Origin of the sequence: Rhodococcus sp. NPDC006774 (assembly GCF_040636045.1) — a bacterium.
GTDB lineage: Bacteria > Actinomycetota > Actinomycetes > Mycobacteriales > Mycobacteriaceae > Rhodococcoides.
Window position 1 is genome coordinate 25,892 of record NZ_JBEYIW010000031.1, and the last position, 16,419, is coordinate 42,310.

Genomic DNA, 16,419 nt, shown 5'->3' on the forward strand with positions numbered 1-16,419 from the left:
CGCCCGACATGGCCGCACAACCAGCTGAGCACCATGACTACTACCGAGACGACGACGTGTCGGTCACCCCGGCCGGGCTGCGGATACCGCCGCCCTCACGCCGAGCACCGATTCACGACGACCCGGTCGCGGTCAGCGGTCGCCCGCCCGTGATGTGGCTCCTCGCCGCTCACGGGCGCTCCGGCGCAGGCACCCTCGCTCAGATCTGGGCCCCGGCGGGCGATGCTCGCCGGGGCTGGCCCGCAGCCGACCGGCACCGCAATGTCGTCGTCGTCTGCCGCACCGACCGCGCCGGCCTCGACGCTGCCCACGACCTTCTCCTGCAAGCTCAGGCCGGCCTCGTCGGCGACTGCACTCTCCTCGGACTGGTCCTGGTACCCGACGCCCCCGGCCCACTCCCCAAGACCCTGCGCCGATGGGCGGACGTCGTCGCCTCCGCAGCACCAGCGGTGTGGCGGATCCCGTACGTCGAGGATCTGCGCACCCACAGACAGAACGAACTCGCGATCTGGACACCCACCGAACCCGACCCACCGCCACCCGGCCGGATGCGGGCACTGGCCCCCTCGACGACCAGCCCACACCACGAACTCGCCGCGATCGGGCGGGAGATCTTCACCGCCGCCCGCAATGCGTCAGGCCACTGAACCGCACCCTCTCAACCAACACCCAAGGAGAACACCATGATTGCCAGCCTCACCGCATCGACGACCACGTTCCTCGCGCAGAACATCGGCGATGTCAGCCCCCAAGCACCGGACGGCCCTACCGGGGACAAGATCTTGACCCTGCTGTCCTGGCTGATGTGGGGCTGCATCATCGCTGCCGTCGCCGGGATCATGATCTGTGGCGCGATGCTCGCGTACGAGAAAATCTCCGGCGGAGGCCAAGGCGGCAATGCGACCGGCAAACTCGTCGGCGGACTGTTCGGGTCCATCGTCATCGGTGGTGCCGCAGGCCTGGTCAACATGCTCGTCCTATGACCATCGTGAACTGGACTCTGTGGGGTCTGATCATTGCCTCGATTGTCGGAGTCATGGTTGGCGGCGGTGAGCTTGCGTACGACCAATTCAGGGGCCGCTGGTGTCAGGCCAACCAGCGGGCCATCGGACTGCTGTATGTGTCGATTCTGCTCGGATTCGTTGCTGGAGTGGCGAATACAGCGGTCACGGCGGCGATGACATGAACACCGTCGTGCTCGCGCAACCACCGACCTCACCGGTCGAGTGGCCCGACGAGGTGTGGCAGCCGATCATGACGGGCCTGTCGTGGCTGCTCTGGTTCGCCATCGTCACCTGCATCGCAGCACTGTTCGTGTGCGGGGCGGTGTTCGTCAACCAACGCAAATCCACCGGCACGCAGATGGTCGAGGACGCCACCCTGGCCCGGATCCTGATCTGTGCCGCCATCATCGGATCCGCATCCGGAATCGCCCAAGCCGTACTCGCCTGAGAACCCCGACATTCCCTGCGCCCGAACTGCATCGACCCGAAAGGCCCTCCTCTGATGACCGTCTCCCGCACACTCCGGATCGCCGCGACAGCGGCGACCGTCCTCGCACTCGCTGCGTGCGGATCCGGCAACGACGACACACCCGCCGCTGCCCCGGATCCGGCACCGGATCTGCGTTCCGCTCCGGCCGAGCTGACCTGGCGCGAGGTCGCAGGGGTATCGGTGCCGACCTCACGGGTCGACGGGCCCCTCGCTGGAACATCGGTGAATCGCAGCGGATATGCACAGACCCCACAAGGTGCTGTCCTGGCCGCGATCAACGGGCAGACCGCACTTGCCGTCGCCGACGACCGCGCGTGGCCGGAAGTGGTCAACACCGTGACCGCACCCGGGCCCGGTCGCGACGAGTTCGCGGCCGCACGCGCCGCCGTCACCGTCTCCGGTTCGGTCCCTGCCGACGCTGCACCGAAGTTCGTCGGGTTCGAGGTCACCGACTACTCCAGTGATCCGCTTTCGGCGGGGGTGTCGGTGGCACAAACCATCGGCGGCGACGACCAACTCTACGCCTACCCCATTGCTCTGCAGTGGATCGCCGACGACTGGCGCATTGTCCTGCCGACCACCGAAGAGAACATCGACGCGGTCGAGCTGGACTCGCTCGACGGCTTCACCACGTTGGAGCACAACTGATGAGCGCCCTGACACGCAAACTCCTCATCGGCCTCGCCGTGTTCGTCGTCGTCGCGGTCGTCGGCGCGATCGTCTTCGTCATCCCGAACGTGAACGACGACGACACCCCACCGACGACCGCTGGTCCAACACCCACGACAGCAGCACCTACCCCCGGTGACTCCGAGCTCGACACCGGCGCGGAAGGCTTCGGTGTTCCCGACGCGGACCTGTCCGGGCGCACGGTGATGGTCCCGAACAACCCTGCTGGCCAACCGCTCCCGCAGCGTGAGCCGACCGGCCCGCGTGTCGAATGCACCAATGACGGGCAACCGGTGACGTCCCCGGAGTCGATGATGATCCAACGCAACTTCGGTGTCTCGACCCTGTACTCCGAGACGGATGGGCCGTCGTACATCGACGGGCTGGTCCTCGCCGGCTACACCCGCACCCCGCAGGGAGCGGCTTTGGCCGCCGCCAACATCCTGCCTCGCACACTCGCGGGAGGACAGGTTGCTATCGAGGCAGGCGACAAGCTGATCTTGAACGGCAGCGACGTCGTCGGCGACGACGCACGAGCAGTCGAAGAGAACCGGCCGATCAATACCGGCACTGTGGCACTGCGGGCACCGGTTGCATTCAAAATCCTCTCCTGCACTGATACTTTCACCGTCGTCGAACTCGCCATGATTCGTGACGTCGACGACAGCGGCCAGCGCATGCAATCACCGGTCTACGGAGGCCTGCGATTGAACATGGTGTGGGACCAGGGCACATGGAAAGCCCGGGAAGCCACCGGACCCGCATCATTCGGCCCGTACAACTCGCTCGACGGTTTCACCCGGTGGGCACTGTGACGCGCGCAGCGGCCATCGCCGCCCGCGCGATCCTCATCGCGCTACTGTCGCTGATCGCGGTCGTCGCGGCCAGCGGGCTCGCCCACGCTCAAGACCCCACCCCCGCCCCAGCACCGAATCTGACCGAGCAGATCAACCCCGGTGCCGACGGCAACGACTTTCAGCAGCAACGCCGCGAATGCCTGGCCGACGGATCGGATGCGATCGTCGAAGGCGGGCTTGCTGACAAATTCCTGGACGCGGTCGGCGGACGCGATGCCGCCGACCAGTTCTTCTGCTTGGACTCAGCCTTCAGCGATCATCCCGGTGACGCGTTCTCCACCGCCGTCGACTCCACACTCTCGACATTCTGGGGCGACCCGGTCGGGGACTTCGCCAAATCGGTGATGGAAGGCAACACCCAAGCATTCCGATCGGTGATGACGTTCTGGATGTCCTCCGGCATACCGGGCCTCGCGGCGGAGAACGCGATGTCGGGCCTACGCAACATCATCTCCGGGTTCACCGTCGTCGCCTTGTTCGCCTCCATCATCATTGCGATGATCAAGCTCGCGATCGCCCGCAAACAAGCTGTGATGGAAGGGGCCACCGAGACCGCGACCATGTTGGTCCGAACCGTCGTCACCGTGTCACTTCTGCCAATTCTGGTGTTGATGTTCCACCAAGGCGGCGACATCGCCTCGGCATACGCGCTGGAGAAATTCGTCGGCGGCAACCTCGACGAGAAGATCACTGCCATCACCGCATTCGACGACAAGACCGGCCTCGGCCCGATCCTCGCGCTCGCCTGCGCGGGATTCGCATTCCTCGGTTCGGTAGCGCAGCTCATCGCACTGCTGATCCGTGAGGCCGTGCTGTGCGTCGTCGTCGCCGTCATCCCGCTCGCCGCAGCAGCGTCGGCCACCGGCACCGGTCGCAGCTCCTACAAGTCGATGATCGCCTTCACTCTAGGCGCTCTCCTGTTCAAGCCGGTCGCGACGCTGCTGTACCTGTTCGCGTTCTGGGCGTCCTCGGCGTCGAGCTCGGATCAGATCGCGACCGTCATCATCGGCTCGGTCCTCCTGGCCGTCGTCGGATTCTGCCTACCCACCTTGATCAAGATCGTCGCGCCCGCAGCAGAATCCATCTCCGCCGGTGGGCGGGAAGTAGGAGCGCTCGGCGCAGCAGGAGGCGCAGTGATGGGGGCCGGCGGAATGGCGGCATCCCGCGCCCTCGGGGCAGCGGCGAACACCGTCGCCGGATCGTCCGGTGGCGGCGGCAAAGGTGGTTCCTCAGGCGGAAACGGCACAGGCGCGCGTTCCACCCCCGGTTTTCAGGGCCGCTACAACGGAGGATCGAGTCCCTCGCACGCGGGCGCATCGTCTGGGCCGATGGGCGCAGCCCGCAGAGCCGGTTCGGCCGCAGCATCGGCAGGTCGCACAGCATCCTCGGCAGGCCTACGCGGGGCGGCAGGGGCACTCAAGACCGCAGGCACAGTCGGCCGCACCGCGGGCTCGGTCTCGACCACTCTCGGCTCTGCTGCAGAAGGCGCAGTCGGCAACTACCACGGACGGATCCAACTATGACGCAACACAATTCACCGCACGCACCCAAGCGCGCTGTCTTCATCTTCGACCCGCACGCACACAAGGGCACCGTCAAAACCTTCTTCGACCCGCGCACCATCGCCCTCACCTCCGACACTCGCCTTCGCCGCGCACCGGACTGGCGACAGCACGCCGCCGAATTCACACCCGCCATCGGAGTGAGAACCCCTACCGGGCAGCAGCCACCCGCCGCCCACACCTGGGGGACCGCCGAGCAGTGCGCATGGTGGCAGAACATCAGCGCACGTACTGCTGCCCTGGCATCGATCGCCGTGGTCGTCAGCGCAGCCGTCGCGGGGGCGGCAGTGATCGCGCGCGGTGACCTCCGATGACCGCGCAGCTCGAAGCCCCGTACGAACCACCGATCTACTCGGCAGGTAACCGGCCGCAAAGCACGTTCGCATTCGGACTACCGACGAAGGTCATCGCCTACGGCGCAGGATTTTTCGCAGTCTCGTTCGCGGTCCTGATCTTCGGCAACTTCGTCGTCGGACTCGCGCTGATGGGCGTCGGCGCACTCGTTCTCGCCCCTCTGGTCATCGCCCCGAACGGCCGAACCCTCTACGAGACAGGACAACTGAGAATGCAATGGCTGCGGCGCAAGCACATCGACAAATCCACCGAGTACCACGCCGGACCGCACTCGAGGATCCCCGGTGGCCGCTACAAACTCCCCGGCCTGCTCGCCCGCACCAAGGTCTACATGGGAATCGACCGACACGGCAACGAATTCGGGATGATCCACAACCCCGACGATCACCGCTACACCGTCATCTTCGACGCCCTTCCCGGCGGCGACGAAGCGATCGTCCAGCGCGACAAGGACCTCTACACCGCAGACTGGGGCGTCTACCTCGCCGACCTCGGCCTGCCCGGCGACATCGTCGGTGCCGTGGTGGTGGTGGAGAACATTCCCGCGACCGGGCTGCGATTGGCGCGGCGAGCCGAACACGAACTCGTCCCCACCGCACCGCCCTTGGCGGCGTCGTTCGTCGAGCAGTCCGCCGTCCGGATGCCCTCGGGTCGGCACCGCACCCTGGCACGACTGTCGATCACCTTCCGCGCTACCACCCGCGAGCGACAGAAGGACCCCGAAGAGATGGCCACCGAACTGGCCCGCCGCCTGCCGGATCTGTACGAGTCGCTCTCCGGTGCCGGGATCGATGCCCAGCCGATGACCGCCGCCGAAATCACCGCGGCCGTGCACCGCTCCTACAACCCCTCGACCGAGAACGACTTCGAGGAACTCGAGATCTCCGGTCTCGATCACGGCGTCGACTGGGACGACGCAGGCCCCGGCCGCGCCAAGACCGAATGGGGACACTACCGCCACGACGGCGGCGTCTCGGTCGTCTGGGAGATGGCCGCACCACCGGAATCGGTATTCACCGACACCGTCCTCAAACCCCTGCTGCAGCCGCACGACGACCTCCCACGCAAGCGCCTCACTCTCGTCTACCGCCCCTACACCGCCGGGGACGCCGCGAAGAAGGTCGACAAGCAACACCGAGACGCCCTGCACGCGATCAACTCTCGCGGCAACAAGATCACCTCCGCCGGGTCGGAGAAGCGCCACGAGATCGCCGAGCAGGCCCGCCGCGAAATGGTCTCCGGCGCCGGATACGAACGCTATTCGGCACTGCTGACCATCACCGTCGGATCGGTCGAAGAGATCGCCAACGCCGCCGCCGTCACCGAATCCCTCGCCGCCCGCTCCCGACTGCGACTGCGCCGCGCGTTCGCCTTCCAAGACGCCGCGTTCGTCGCCGGTCTCGGCGTCGGAGTGCTGCTACCCGATCAGATCTCCACCTCGATCCTGGTGCGCCGCAGCTAGACACTGCTCGCCCCCACCGGCCCCCACTCTGCGTGAGAAAGAGACTCCCCGATGACCATGACCGACGACCGCCCCGACCTGGGACACGCAGATGACCTATATGTCGAGACCGACGCTGCGCGGCCGTCGGCATTCGTCCGCTGGATCATCGGCGACACCGACTACGCCGAGCTCGCCGCAGCCGTCGCGACCGGTGACGCCGAAGAGCCCTACCAGTACTCCCGACGCGGCATAGGCCTCGCACGGTGGCGCAACGATCACCCTCACGTCGAACGGGCCGTCCACGACGCCGCTGGGGACCCGTGGTGGCGCGCCGCACTGTCGTCGAGCACACGCGGCCTCAAAGGGCCCGGCGGCGGCCGCATGTCCACCGTCCCGGCCCCGATCGAGTACGAAGCCACCTCGGTGCAGATGTGCGGGCTCAACCCGTGGGCGATCGGCGCAGCCGCACCCTCGGCCGGCACCATCGTCGGCCAGCACGCCATCACCGGCAACGCCGTCTCCTGCGATCCGTTCGCGTACTTCCGCGACAAGCTCATCGGCAACCCCTCGATGTTCGTCCTGTCCCTGCCCGGCCTGGGGAAATCGACGCTGATCCGCAAGATCCTCCTCGGCGCGTGCGGATGGGGACAGACCCCGATCGTCGCCGGCGACATCAAAGGCGAATACGTCAAGCTCACCCGCCTACTCGGCGGGCAGATCATCACCCTCGGCCACGGCGGTGGACACCTCAACCCCCTCGCCGCCGGAGCCCTCGGACAGGCAGTCGTCCGCGCGATCACTGCCCGCAACGCCGAAACCGACCCCGATCGCATCGCCGAGCTCGACGAGCTGATCGACGTCGCCACCATCACCATCTCCACCCGCCAGATCAACGCCGTCTGCGCCCTGGTCGAGCTGATCCGCTACGACACCCACTCGGTGAAAGCATTCGAGAACTCCCTGATCGGTATCGCGCTGCGCGAGCTGTACGCCGACGGCGGATTCTCCTACACCAACCCGCCGCTGCTCAAAGACCTCTACACCCGCATCGACGCCGGGTCGGCGGACATGCTCCAAGCGGCCTACAAGACCGACCGCGAGGGCTACCGCGAGGCGATCACCGAACTGATGCAGGCCCTCGGCGCACTGACCTCCGGCCCGCTCGGGGACATATTCGCCGACCACACCACCGAACCGATCGACCTCGACGCACCGATGATCTGCATCGACGTCTCCTCCCTCGACCGGGGAGATACAACCCTCAAAGCCGCGGTGATGCTCTCCTGCTGGGCCGACGCCTACGGCACCGTCGAAGCGGCGCACCTGCTCGCCGACGCAGGCCTGGACCGCCAGCGCCTGTTCCTGATGGCCCTCGACGAGCTGTGGCAGGTCATCGGCGCAGGACCGGGCATGGTCGCCCGCGTCAACGAGATCACCCGCCTCAACCGCACCGACGCGACCGGGCTGCTGATGATCACCCACACCGGCCGCGACCTCGAAACCCTGCCCACCGAAGCCGATATCAAGACCGCGAAGGGATTCATCGACCGCGCCGGCATGGTCGTGTGCGGGGGACTGCCGATCGGTGAGGTCGAGCGCCTGTCCGGGGAGCTGAAGTTCACCGACGCCGAAGCGGGCATGGTCACCTCCTGGTCGCGGGGGGCAGCGCTTCGCGGGTCCGAACGCCGCACCGTCCGCAATCCGATCGGGCGCGGCAAGTTCCTGATCAAGGTCGCAAAGGACAACACCCCCGGCATCCCCATCCAGACCGTGCTCACCGACGTCGAATACGACACCGGGGTCCACGACACCAACGCCCGCTTCGCCGAGTACTTCGCCGGCCAGCACCACGAACTCGACGGTGCAGATGCCTACAGGGCCGACGAGGACGCCTCCCAGATAGTCGGTGCGTGGTGATGCGCGCCGACGATCCCCGCGAGCATCGGCGAGCCGAGTTCCCCGCCGAGACCCGGCAATGGGTATTGACCGAGTACGAGAAGTCACGCCAGAACTACGCCTCGCGCGCCGAATGTGTTGCAGTCCTTGCTCGAGCGATCGGAGCGCACGAGAACACCGTGACACGGTGGGTCAAGGACAAGTTCGGATCCTCCCGGTCTCCGGCGTCCGATGACGTCGCCGCGAAGCTACGGGCGGCCGAAGCCGAGATCGGGCGGCTCCGCAGCGAGAACCGCACTCTCACTGAACGACTCGACGCCTGCTCGCCGCGTGCGATCACCACCCAGTCCTACGGCTCGCACTCGTTCGGGGCGGCTGCGCTGTGAAGAAGGGCGGCGCGATCGCGCTGAGCGTGGTGCTCGCACTGTCGCTGTTCGTGGTCCTGTTCGTCACCACCGGTGTCCGCGAGGAAGTGCCCACCGATTGTCTTCCCGGGAAGGGCATTTCCTCTGCTGCAGGTGGTGTTCCGGCCGGGTCGTTCTCCAAGCCGATGAAGACCTCCGAGGCGCAGCTGACGAGCCCGTTCGGGTCACGGTGGGGAACGATGCACAAGGGCATCGACCTCGCCGGTCCCGTCGGCACCCCGATCTACGCCTACGCCGACGGCATCGTCACCAAAGCCGAACCCGCGACCGGATTCGGGATGTGGATCGTCCTCGAGCACAACATCGACGGACAGACCGTCTCCACGGTGTACGGGCACATGTTCCCCGACGGTGTCCTGGTCAAGCCAGGCGAACGTGTCACCGCCGGGCAGCACATCGCCGACGAAGGCAACAACGGCGACACCACCGGCGCGCACCTGCACTTCGAGTACCACACCGGGCCCTGGTCACCCGACAACGCGATCGACCCGCAGCCGTTCTACGACGCCGCCGCCGAGCCCGGTAGCGGACAGACCGGCCAGAGCCCACTGCCGTCACCGTCTCCGTCGACGAGTGCACCGACCACGCCCACCCCGAACAGAGGCGGTACGGCGGAAATGGCCGCGCTACCCGCCAGCGTCGGATCCGAAGAGCACTTTCAGGTCGACACGGTCCGCGTCGCCCGCGCTGTTCACGCGAAGTTCCCCCAGATCACCACGATCGGTGGGTGGCGGGCCGACGGTGGGGGATTCGACGACCACCCCTCCGGCCGGGCCGCGGACATCATGATCGACAACTGGTCCTCCGAGGAAGGCAAAGCGCTCGGCGACCAGGTCAAGGACTACCTGTGGGCGAACCGCGACTATCTCCAGATCGAATACATGATCTGGCGACAGGAATACATCCCCTCCCAAGGTGAACCGAACACCATGGAGGACAGGGGATCTCCCACCCAGAACCACTTCGACCACGTCCACGTCACCACAGTCGGCCACGGCGCACCGGCACCCGGCCAGACCTACGGGCCCGTCCCCGGCGGCGGCGGATCCGCACCGAAGGCGACCGGGAACTGCACCACCGCACCCGGTGCCGGTCTCGGTGATCACGCGAACCTCGCCGCCGGCCAGATCCCTCCCGAGTTCGAGCCGTGGCTCGCCCTCTCGGCCGCTCAGTGCCGCGAGCTCTCACCCGCGATCCTCGCCGCTCAGCTCAAACAGGAATCCGGCTTCACACCGGGCCTGACCAGTCCGGCCGGGGCCGAAGGGTATGCGCAATTCCTCCCCGGAACGTGGGCGTCGTTCGGTTTCCCCGTCGACGATCAGGGCGTCGTCACCGGTGCAGCGGGGGAGGGGGATCCCAACGACATCGGCGACGCCGTCATGGCGCAGGGCCGCTACAACTGCTCGGTCGCCGACACCCTACGACCGGGCATCGAATCCGGGGCCATCACCGGCGATCCCGTCGAGCTGATGCTCGCCGGATACAACGCCGGCCCCGGAGCGGTCCAACAGTTCGGCGGCGTCCCGCCCTACTCGGAGACCCAGAACTACGTCACCACCATCACCGCCACCGCATCCGACTACGACCTGGCCCGATAGCCGCCACCGACCAATGCTCGACGGAAAGGCCCACTCATGAGCACCGCACCGACACGCACCAGCCACCACCTGACGTCCCACGACCGGCATCGAGCACTGACAGCCCTTGCTCTGACCTCGGTCATCGGATGGACGGTATGGGCTGTTCCCGTCGCCCGATTGATCCTGGAGTCGATGATCACCACGATCGACGACAGCGGCCGCGCCGCGGCGACCCGCGACGTTCTCGCGCATGGTTGGTGGGCCGTCATCGTCGTCACCGCGGCGATGACCATAGGCAGCGTCGTCGCTGTCGCCGACGCCTCTGCGCGAGCGCAGAACTGGACTGTCACTGCGCTCCGCAAAGCCATCCACTTGGCGGCGACCGCGCTCGTCATGTGGGCGATTTGGACGGTCAGCGTGATCGCCGCAGCAGGAGTCCCCACCGTCGGTTAGCGCTGCACACCCACACATTTGTTGTCGGTGGCCACCAGGACACTGGCACCATCACAGACCAAGGAGCACAGACATGGCACAGATCCTCCACAGCCGCCGAGCGGACGCACCGATCGTCGACTGGCTCGAAGTCATCGCCAAAGCCGCTGCACTGGGTCAGATCTGCGACACCGATGCTGAATCAGCGAACGACTCCGGCTCCGAGGAGAGCGCGAGATGAGCCGAAGAGCAGGCATCGTTTTCGCGTGTCTCGGCATCGTCGGTGTGGTCGCCATTGCCGCTGTGATCGTGTTCGTCTTCCGCGGCTCGGACACACCGCCACCACCGGGTACCGACGCCGGGATCGCCATCGACCCGTCCGCCACCGACCCCGTGGGTGTCGCGACGGCGGTGATGTCCGCTGTGTACACCTGGCAACCCGCAGTGCAGGATTCGCCCTGGGATGCCATGCACGGGCAACGCCAACATCTGACCGGATCGATGGCCACCGCCGCCGCCACACCACCCGATCCAGCGCCGCAACCGATCCCGGAATGGTCGGCGTGGGCACGCAGCGGCGACATCGTCACCGCCGTCGCCCGACCCGACACCAGCGTCAATCTCGACGGTGAGAGCCTCGACAAGGACGGCGACGCCAAGGCCACCGTGGCTGTCGTCATCGACCGCGTCGTCCAACACCGCAGCGGTGAGATCACCCCGTTCACCGGCTACACCGGAGCCGTCGACGTCGAACTCACTGCTGACGGCTGGAAAGTCGCGAACTATCGCCTCGTCAGCGCAGGCCTCTAGCCGACTCACCACCGACAACACCCGCGCCGACCACACGCTGCACGCACCGCAGAGAAGAAGGATCTATTGTCATGGGAAGAGTGGGAATCCTCACCGAAAAGCCCTCCGCAGCACGTAACTTCGCCGCCGCACTGGGCGGCATGAGTGGCACGTTCGCAGGCACGGAGTACGTCATCGTCCACGCTCGCGGGCACCTGCTGGAATTGAAAGACCCCGCCGCGATGGTGCCCGCGCCTCTCACCGACAAGTACAAGAGCTGGGAGCTCGAACATCTCCCGTGGAATGCCGACGACTTCCGCTGGGAGCGAGAGATCCGGCGCCGGGTGTCCGGCGGCAAGCTGGTCACCGATCCAGACGCGAAAAGCCTGCTCAAAGAACTCCAGACGGTGCTCTCGGGCTGCGAGAGCATCTGCAATGCAGCCGATCTCGATCCGACCGGTGAAGGCTCACTCCTCGGCTGGGAGATCGTGGAGTACCTGGGCCTCGAGAACAAGAAGCTCGAACGCATGGAGTTCCTGGACGAGACACCGGCATCGCTGCGTAAGGCCTTCACAGCCCGTCGGCCGGTCACCGCGATCGCCGCCGAGGGCGACTACCGCAAGGCCGACTTCCGGTCGAAGTGGGACATGCTTTCGATGCAGTTCACCAGACTCGCGACCAAGACGACCGGGGCGAGCACGGTACTGCGTAACGGGCGACTCAAGTCCGCGATGGTCGTAATCGTCGGTGACGGGCTCGACGCGCACCACGGATACCTCAAGAAAGCGTTCTACGAGAACCGGTTTCGGGACGAGAACGGCGTGACGTACACCGACCCCGATATCGATCGATTCGAGAACGAGAGCGATGTTCCCGGCGGCCTGCAGTCGTCACCGGTCGTCCACGACGGGACCACACGCAAGAAAACGGGACCGCCGAAACTGATGGACCTGGCCGCACTGTCATCTCTGTTGTCGAAGAAAGGTTTCGGGGCGAAGAACGTTCTCGACACCTATCAGAAGATGTACGAGGCGCAGGTGGTGTCCTACCCGCGCACCGAGGACAAGTTCATCTCGATCGAGCAGTTCAACGAGCTGCTTCCATCGGTCGACGCGATCGCCGGTGTGGTGGGCGTGGATCCGGCGGCGCTGAGCCATCGCGGACAACGTACGAGCCACATCAAGTCCGGTGGCGCGCACGGTGCCAACCGTCCGGGGCTCAACGTACCGCCGAGCCTCGCGGCAGTGGAGAAGGCCTACGGCGAGCTGGGTCGGGAGATCTACGAGCTCCTCGCGAAGAACTACCTGACGATGCTCGCCCCCGATTACGAGTACGACCAGCATCGCGGCCACGTCGGGAAATACCCGAGCTTCGTCGGCTCGCTGAATGTGCCCGTAGTCGCCGGGTGGAGGGGCGTGTTCGACAGCGATGAGGAGGACCAGCAGAACGACGACCAGCCGGAGGGAGCCACCGCGCTCGGTACCGTCGCCGACCCCTTTGTCCACGAGGGCTTCCCCACTCGGCCCCCGCACCCGACGATGGGTTGGCTGATGAAACAGCTCGAGAAGCGGAACGTGGGTACTGGCGCGACCCGGACAAGCACGTACGCCGAGGTCACGAACAACTCGGGCGGCAAGGCCCTGATGGTCGAGCAGCGCGGCAAGATCACCCTCAGCGCGATCGGTGAACTCAACCACCGCATTCTGCCCGGTACACACATCGGTGACCTGACGATCACCGAGCAGGTCTTCGAGCAGATGGCGCAGATCGAGGCCGGGACCGGCGAGGCAGCCGACTATCTGTCCCTCGTTGCCGATCTCGTTCGTCACGACCTGCAGAGGATGAAGGCAAATTCGAGCACGCTGTCCGGCGAACTCAAGGCACGCATGGGCAAAGCCGGAGTGACTCGGGCGGCGGTGGAGATGATCGAGCTGCCACCGGAGCTGCATCTCACCCACGCAGGCACGGTCGTAACCCGCGCGAAGCGGGTATTCGGTGGCCACCGGTTCACCGACACCGAAGTAGCGGCACTGCTCGCCGGCCGGGCCATCGAGATCGTCGCGACGAGCGCGAAGTCGGGAAAGACGTTCACCTGCACAGGAAAGCTCGAACCAGGAGTGAGGGAGAAAGACGGCAAGCAGTACCCACACGTGAGCTTCAACCCTCAATTCGAGGAGCGTGCACCTCGGACCGATCTGGTCAGCGGAGTGTGGAAAGGCAAGCAGGTCACGTTCAAAGGCCGCGGATGGGGTGCCAACGAACACTGGCCGGGCAAGGACTTCACCGAGCAGGAACTCGCGTCGCTGCTGGCCGGGGAGACCATCGAATTCGACGCCACAAGCAAGACAGGTAAGACGTACCGGGCCAAGGGCGCACTGGCCGCAGGTACCTACCAGGGCAGCAAGACATTTGGATTCAAGCTGAAGTTCGAGGACCGCAAATCCACGGCAGGCACCAAGAAGCGCACCGTGCGTCGGTAAACGGGTGCCGCAGGACAGCAGCGGGGTCGTACGCCTGCACCCATCGGGAAACGAGTTCGAGCGGCGGGGTTCAGAAGAAGGTGAGCTGTGCCTCGTCGACGCGGGCACTCGTCCTACGGGGTCGGACCGGGGGAGCGTGCCGAGCCGGCACCGCCGGTGCGGGACCTTCGGCGATGCCGAGTTCGGCGCACGCGCGGCGCGCTAATTCCTCTCGTACACGCGAGCGTTCGGCCTCGCGCGCACGTCCGATCGCCGTGTCCCGGACGCTCCACTCCAACTCCCACGCAGCCGATCCCGGCGTCGGCGCGCCCACAGCCCGGTCGGTCACCCGATCGAGTAGTTGATCGATCTTGTCGATCACCACCTGCGCAAGCTCGTCGAGCACGCGCTCAGGCACCGTGGCCACGGACTCGTTGTCGCTCACACCCGTCACAGTAGAGCCGGGCACCGACGAATGTGCCGCTTGGCGACATGCCTCACGAAAATAGCTGCGGCACAGAGCGTCCAAGTGTATATCGGTACCCGGCATATCAAGACTTTTCGTACGAGCTGGATTTCGTACCGACGCTCATCATCGACTGGAACATCACATAGGCCCGGGAGCGTCCGACGCGAGAACTGCGATGGATACAGGGCGTGCCGGGATCCGCACGCGACGAATCTCCCCTGCCCGATGATGGCAGGGGATTCGTTGCACCGTCGGATCAGATTCCGGGGCTGACGGTGAGGGTGACAACCCGGTTGCGAGTCGCGAGATCCTCGCGATACGTGCCACCGGGGGAGTTGTCGATGATCTGTCCTCCGGCGGTGGCTGCGCCCAGAATGTGGCTGGGGGCTCCGAGGTCGCGCAGCCGGGTGAGTACGGCTGCGGCGCGGGCGAGTTCGAGGTTGGTCCCCGGTTCGTCCTGGCCAGGAATGGTGGCGCTATGTCCGGTGGCGGTGATGACTGCGGTGGCGGGGCAAGCACGGAGACTATCCACTACCTGGTTGAGCTGAGGGTCGATGGCGGGAAGCAGATCCGCACTGTTCGGCGAGAAGGCAAGATTGCTGTCGATGTCGATCTGACCGACGCAATGCGTCGCGATCCGGTCGAGAGTGACGGTCGGCGACGCGACCGTCGTGGTGGGTTCGAAGGTGCCGGCAGGGCCGTCGACGATGGTGCAGCTCGCGGCATTCATACGCTCGCACAGACGCGTGTAGAGCGTGGTCAAGGCATCCCTTGCCGCCGGGCCGGCGGCCTGCTGAGGACTGGTGACGGCGGGATAGCCGAGACCGGCGAAGGTGATGTTCTTGTCGGTCGCATCGGGCAAGTCCGCCTCGCCGACGGCGTCGGCGAGGGCGGTGGGCGCGGACATCCACGCACCAGCCGAGGTGAGGTCGAGCGGAGCGACGGTGGCGAATCCGCTGGTGGTGATGATGACGGTGCCGCCGGGCTCGGTGATCTGAAGAGCCTGGTCGAGGACACCTACGGGGTCGAGTCCAGGCATGGTGGCAGCGAGGTCACCTACGGTGTTGGCCAGCTCGGTGCTCTTGTCGGCGATCATCGCATCGCGGCGCACGCCGGGATTGGCTTCGACCTCGCTTCCGCGCATAGGGGTCAGATCGATCGTCGTCCTGGTGCCCGGGGCAACCATGGTGACCATGCCGTCTTCGGGGTAGCGGGCGCTGTCGGCATGCTCGGTAATCAGTTCGGTGATCGGTCCGGTGCTCGGAGCCGGCTCGTTGATGGAGGCGGTGTACGCCAGAGTCAGTCCAGGCCGAGCAGGCAGGCTGCATCCAGTCAGTCCGCCGGCAACGATCGCTGCGATGACCGCGACAGCTACGACGACGGCAGGCGGGGTGGAACGAAACCGGGCGATCAAGGTGTGGAGGGACATGGTGTGCCTTTCGACAGGGGACGGGGACAACCTGGTCATGCGTTGAAGCCGAGACGCTTGAGCGGGGCCATCGAGTTGCGCCAGCTGCGGTGATCGCTGGGTGTCCCGGCGAAGCAGGTGATGACCTGGTTGTTGTGAGAGACCAGGAGATGCTGGCGCGAGGTAACACGAGTGTCGTAGCCGGCGTCGTTCAATCGACTGACCAGGCGGCGGATTTCCTTGCTCTGCATGTCGGTGTCCTTGGAGGGTGGTTGTGGCCTTCGACCTCGGGTGGTGTCGGGCTTCGGCACCTACGTTCGGGCCACACCGGTGTGCAGTCAGGGGTGTGTGTGGTGTTGGTGTGCGTTAACTTCTGGACACGACAACCACCGGCCCCAACACGGTTCGGCGATCACGTGCAGCACCCCACCGCCGGTCGACGGCAAGCCGGGGGAGCGCCGCAAAGAAAGGGTGGACGTGGATGGCCTCGGACACCGACAAGGCCCCCTACAAGGCCTGGCTCGCCGAACTCGAACAGGTCATGGACCGCAGTGCGGGTCAGCGCAGTCCTCGTACGAAAA

General features: G+C 66.0%; 19 protein-coding genes. 16 read left to right on the forward strand and 3 right to left on the reverse strand.

Features of this window, described 5'->3' with window-relative positions:
• Window positions 1–8 precede the first annotated feature (8 nt).
• The 16 genes from ABZ677_RS26190 to ABZ677_RS26265 all read left to right on the forward strand — a co-directional run bounded on the left by ABZ677_RS26190 (window position 9) and on the right by ABZ677_RS26265 (window position 13,982).
• Window positions 9–647 carry a DUF6668 family protein gene (locus ABZ677_RS26190; protein ID WP_358374677.1) on the forward strand — a complete coding sequence of 213 codons (639 nt, stop codon included), beginning with the start codon at window positions 9–11 and terminating at the stop codon, window positions 645–647.
• 36 nt (window positions 648–683) lie between these two features.
• The gene (locus ABZ677_RS26195) at window positions 684–983 is read left to right on the forward strand and encodes a hypothetical protein (protein ID WP_051364808.1); all 300 of its coding nucleotides are present in this window, start codon (window positions 684–686) and stop codon (window positions 981–983) included.
• On the forward strand, window positions 980–1,186 hold the full coding sequence (locus ABZ677_RS26200; RefSeq protein WP_358374680.1) for a hypothetical protein: 207 nt from the start codon (window positions 980–982) through the stop codon (window positions 1,184–1,186). The genes ABZ677_RS26195 and ABZ677_RS26200 overlap by 4 nt, the downstream gene beginning before the upstream one ends.
• Window positions 1,183–1,452: a hypothetical protein gene (locus ABZ677_RS26205; protein WP_032386869.1), complete on the forward strand. Its 270-nt coding sequence runs from the start codon at window positions 1,183–1,185 to the stop codon at window positions 1,450–1,452. The genes ABZ677_RS26200 and ABZ677_RS26205 overlap by 4 nt, the downstream gene beginning before the upstream one ends.
• 54 nt (window positions 1,453–1,506) lie before the next feature.
• Window positions 1,507–2,142: a hypothetical protein gene (locus tag ABZ677_RS26210; RefSeq protein WP_358374683.1), complete on the forward strand. Its 636-nt coding sequence runs from the start codon at window positions 1,507–1,509 to the stop codon at window positions 2,140–2,142.
• Window positions 2,142–2,978 carry a hypothetical protein gene (locus ABZ677_RS26215; protein WP_358374686.1) on the forward strand — a complete coding sequence of 279 codons (837 nt, stop codon included), beginning with the start codon at window positions 2,142–2,144 and terminating at the stop codon, window positions 2,976–2,978. Before ABZ677_RS26210 ends, ABZ677_RS26215 begins: the two co-directional genes overlap by 1 nt.
• Window positions 2,966–4,543: a hypothetical protein gene (locus tag ABZ677_RS26220; RefSeq protein ID WP_358374688.1), complete on the forward strand. Its 1,578-nt coding sequence runs from the start codon at window positions 2,966–2,968 to the stop codon at window positions 4,541–4,543. Before ABZ677_RS26215 ends, ABZ677_RS26220 begins: the two co-directional genes overlap by 13 nt.
• On the forward strand, window positions 4,540–4,896 hold the full coding sequence (locus tag ABZ677_RS26225) for a hypothetical protein (RefSeq protein ID WP_358374691.1): 357 nt from the start codon (window positions 4,540–4,542) through the stop codon (window positions 4,894–4,896). Before ABZ677_RS26220 ends, ABZ677_RS26225 begins: the two co-directional genes overlap by 4 nt.
• Complete coding sequence (locus ABZ677_RS26230; RefSeq protein ID WP_358374693.1) at window positions 4,893–6,398, forward strand: SCO6880 family protein; 1,506 nt, start codon at window positions 4,893–4,895, stop codon at window positions 6,396–6,398. The genes ABZ677_RS26225 and ABZ677_RS26230 overlap by 4 nt, the downstream gene beginning before the upstream one ends.
• 51 nt (window positions 6,399–6,449) lie before the next feature.
• Window positions 6,450–8,297: an ATP/GTP-binding protein gene (locus ABZ677_RS26235; protein WP_358374696.1), complete on the forward strand. Its 1,848-nt coding sequence runs from the start codon at window positions 6,450–6,452 to the stop codon at window positions 8,295–8,297.
• Window positions 8,297–8,662 (forward strand): transposase, encoded by a 366-nt coding sequence (locus ABZ677_RS26240; protein ID WP_358374699.1) that lies wholly within the window; start codon window positions 8,297–8,299, stop codon window positions 8,660–8,662. Before ABZ677_RS26235 ends, ABZ677_RS26240 begins: the two co-directional genes overlap by 1 nt.
• A complete protein-coding gene (locus tag ABZ677_RS26245) occupies window positions 8,659–10,299 on the forward strand; it encodes a M23 family metallopeptidase (RefSeq protein ID WP_358374702.1) in 1,641 nt (546 codons plus the stop codon). The genes ABZ677_RS26240 and ABZ677_RS26245 overlap by 4 nt, the downstream gene beginning before the upstream one ends.
• A gap of 36 nt (window positions 10,300–10,335) precedes the next feature.
• Window positions 10,336–10,734 carry a hypothetical protein gene (locus tag ABZ677_RS26250; RefSeq protein WP_358374705.1) on the forward strand — a complete coding sequence of 133 codons (399 nt, stop codon included), beginning with the start codon at window positions 10,336–10,338 and terminating at the stop codon, window positions 10,732–10,734.
• 73 nt (window positions 10,735–10,807) lie between these two features.
• Window positions 10,808–10,954, forward strand: coding sequence for a hypothetical protein (locus ABZ677_RS26255; RefSeq protein WP_358374708.1), 147 nt, complete (start codon window positions 10,808–10,810; stop codon window positions 10,952–10,954).
• On the forward strand, window positions 10,951–11,523 hold the full coding sequence (locus tag ABZ677_RS26260; RefSeq protein ID WP_358374711.1) for a hypothetical protein: 573 nt from the start codon (window positions 10,951–10,953) through the stop codon (window positions 11,521–11,523). The genes ABZ677_RS26255 and ABZ677_RS26260 overlap by 4 nt, the downstream gene beginning before the upstream one ends.
• Before the next feature lie 71 nt (window positions 11,524–11,594).
• Complete coding sequence (locus ABZ677_RS26265; protein ID WP_358374714.1) at window positions 11,595–13,982, forward strand: DNA topoisomerase; 2,388 nt, start codon at window positions 11,595–11,597, stop codon at window positions 13,980–13,982.
• 70 nt (window positions 13,983–14,052) lie between these two features.
• Here ABZ677_RS26265 and ABZ677_RS26270 read toward each other — a convergent pair whose 3' ends face one another.
• The 3 genes from ABZ677_RS26270 to ABZ677_RS26280 all read right to left on the reverse strand — a co-directional run bounded on the left by ABZ677_RS26270 (window position 14,053) and on the right by ABZ677_RS26280 (window position 16,089).
• Window positions 14,053–14,406, reverse strand: a complete 354-nt coding sequence (locus tag ABZ677_RS26270; RefSeq protein WP_358374717.1) for a hypothetical protein — start codon at window positions 14,404–14,406, stop codon at window positions 14,053–14,055.
• Between the two features lie 280 nt (window positions 14,407–14,686).
• Window positions 14,687–15,859 carry a hypothetical protein gene (locus ABZ677_RS26275; RefSeq protein ID WP_358374720.1) on the reverse strand — a complete coding sequence of 391 codons (1,173 nt, stop codon included), beginning with the start codon at window positions 15,857–15,859 and terminating at the stop codon, window positions 14,687–14,689.
• Window positions 15,860–15,894: 35 nt separating this feature from the next.
• A complete protein-coding gene (locus ABZ677_RS26280) occupies window positions 15,895–16,089 on the reverse strand; it encodes a hypothetical protein (protein WP_358374723.1) in 195 nt (64 codons plus the stop codon).
• Window positions 16,090–16,419 lie beyond the last annotated feature (330 nt).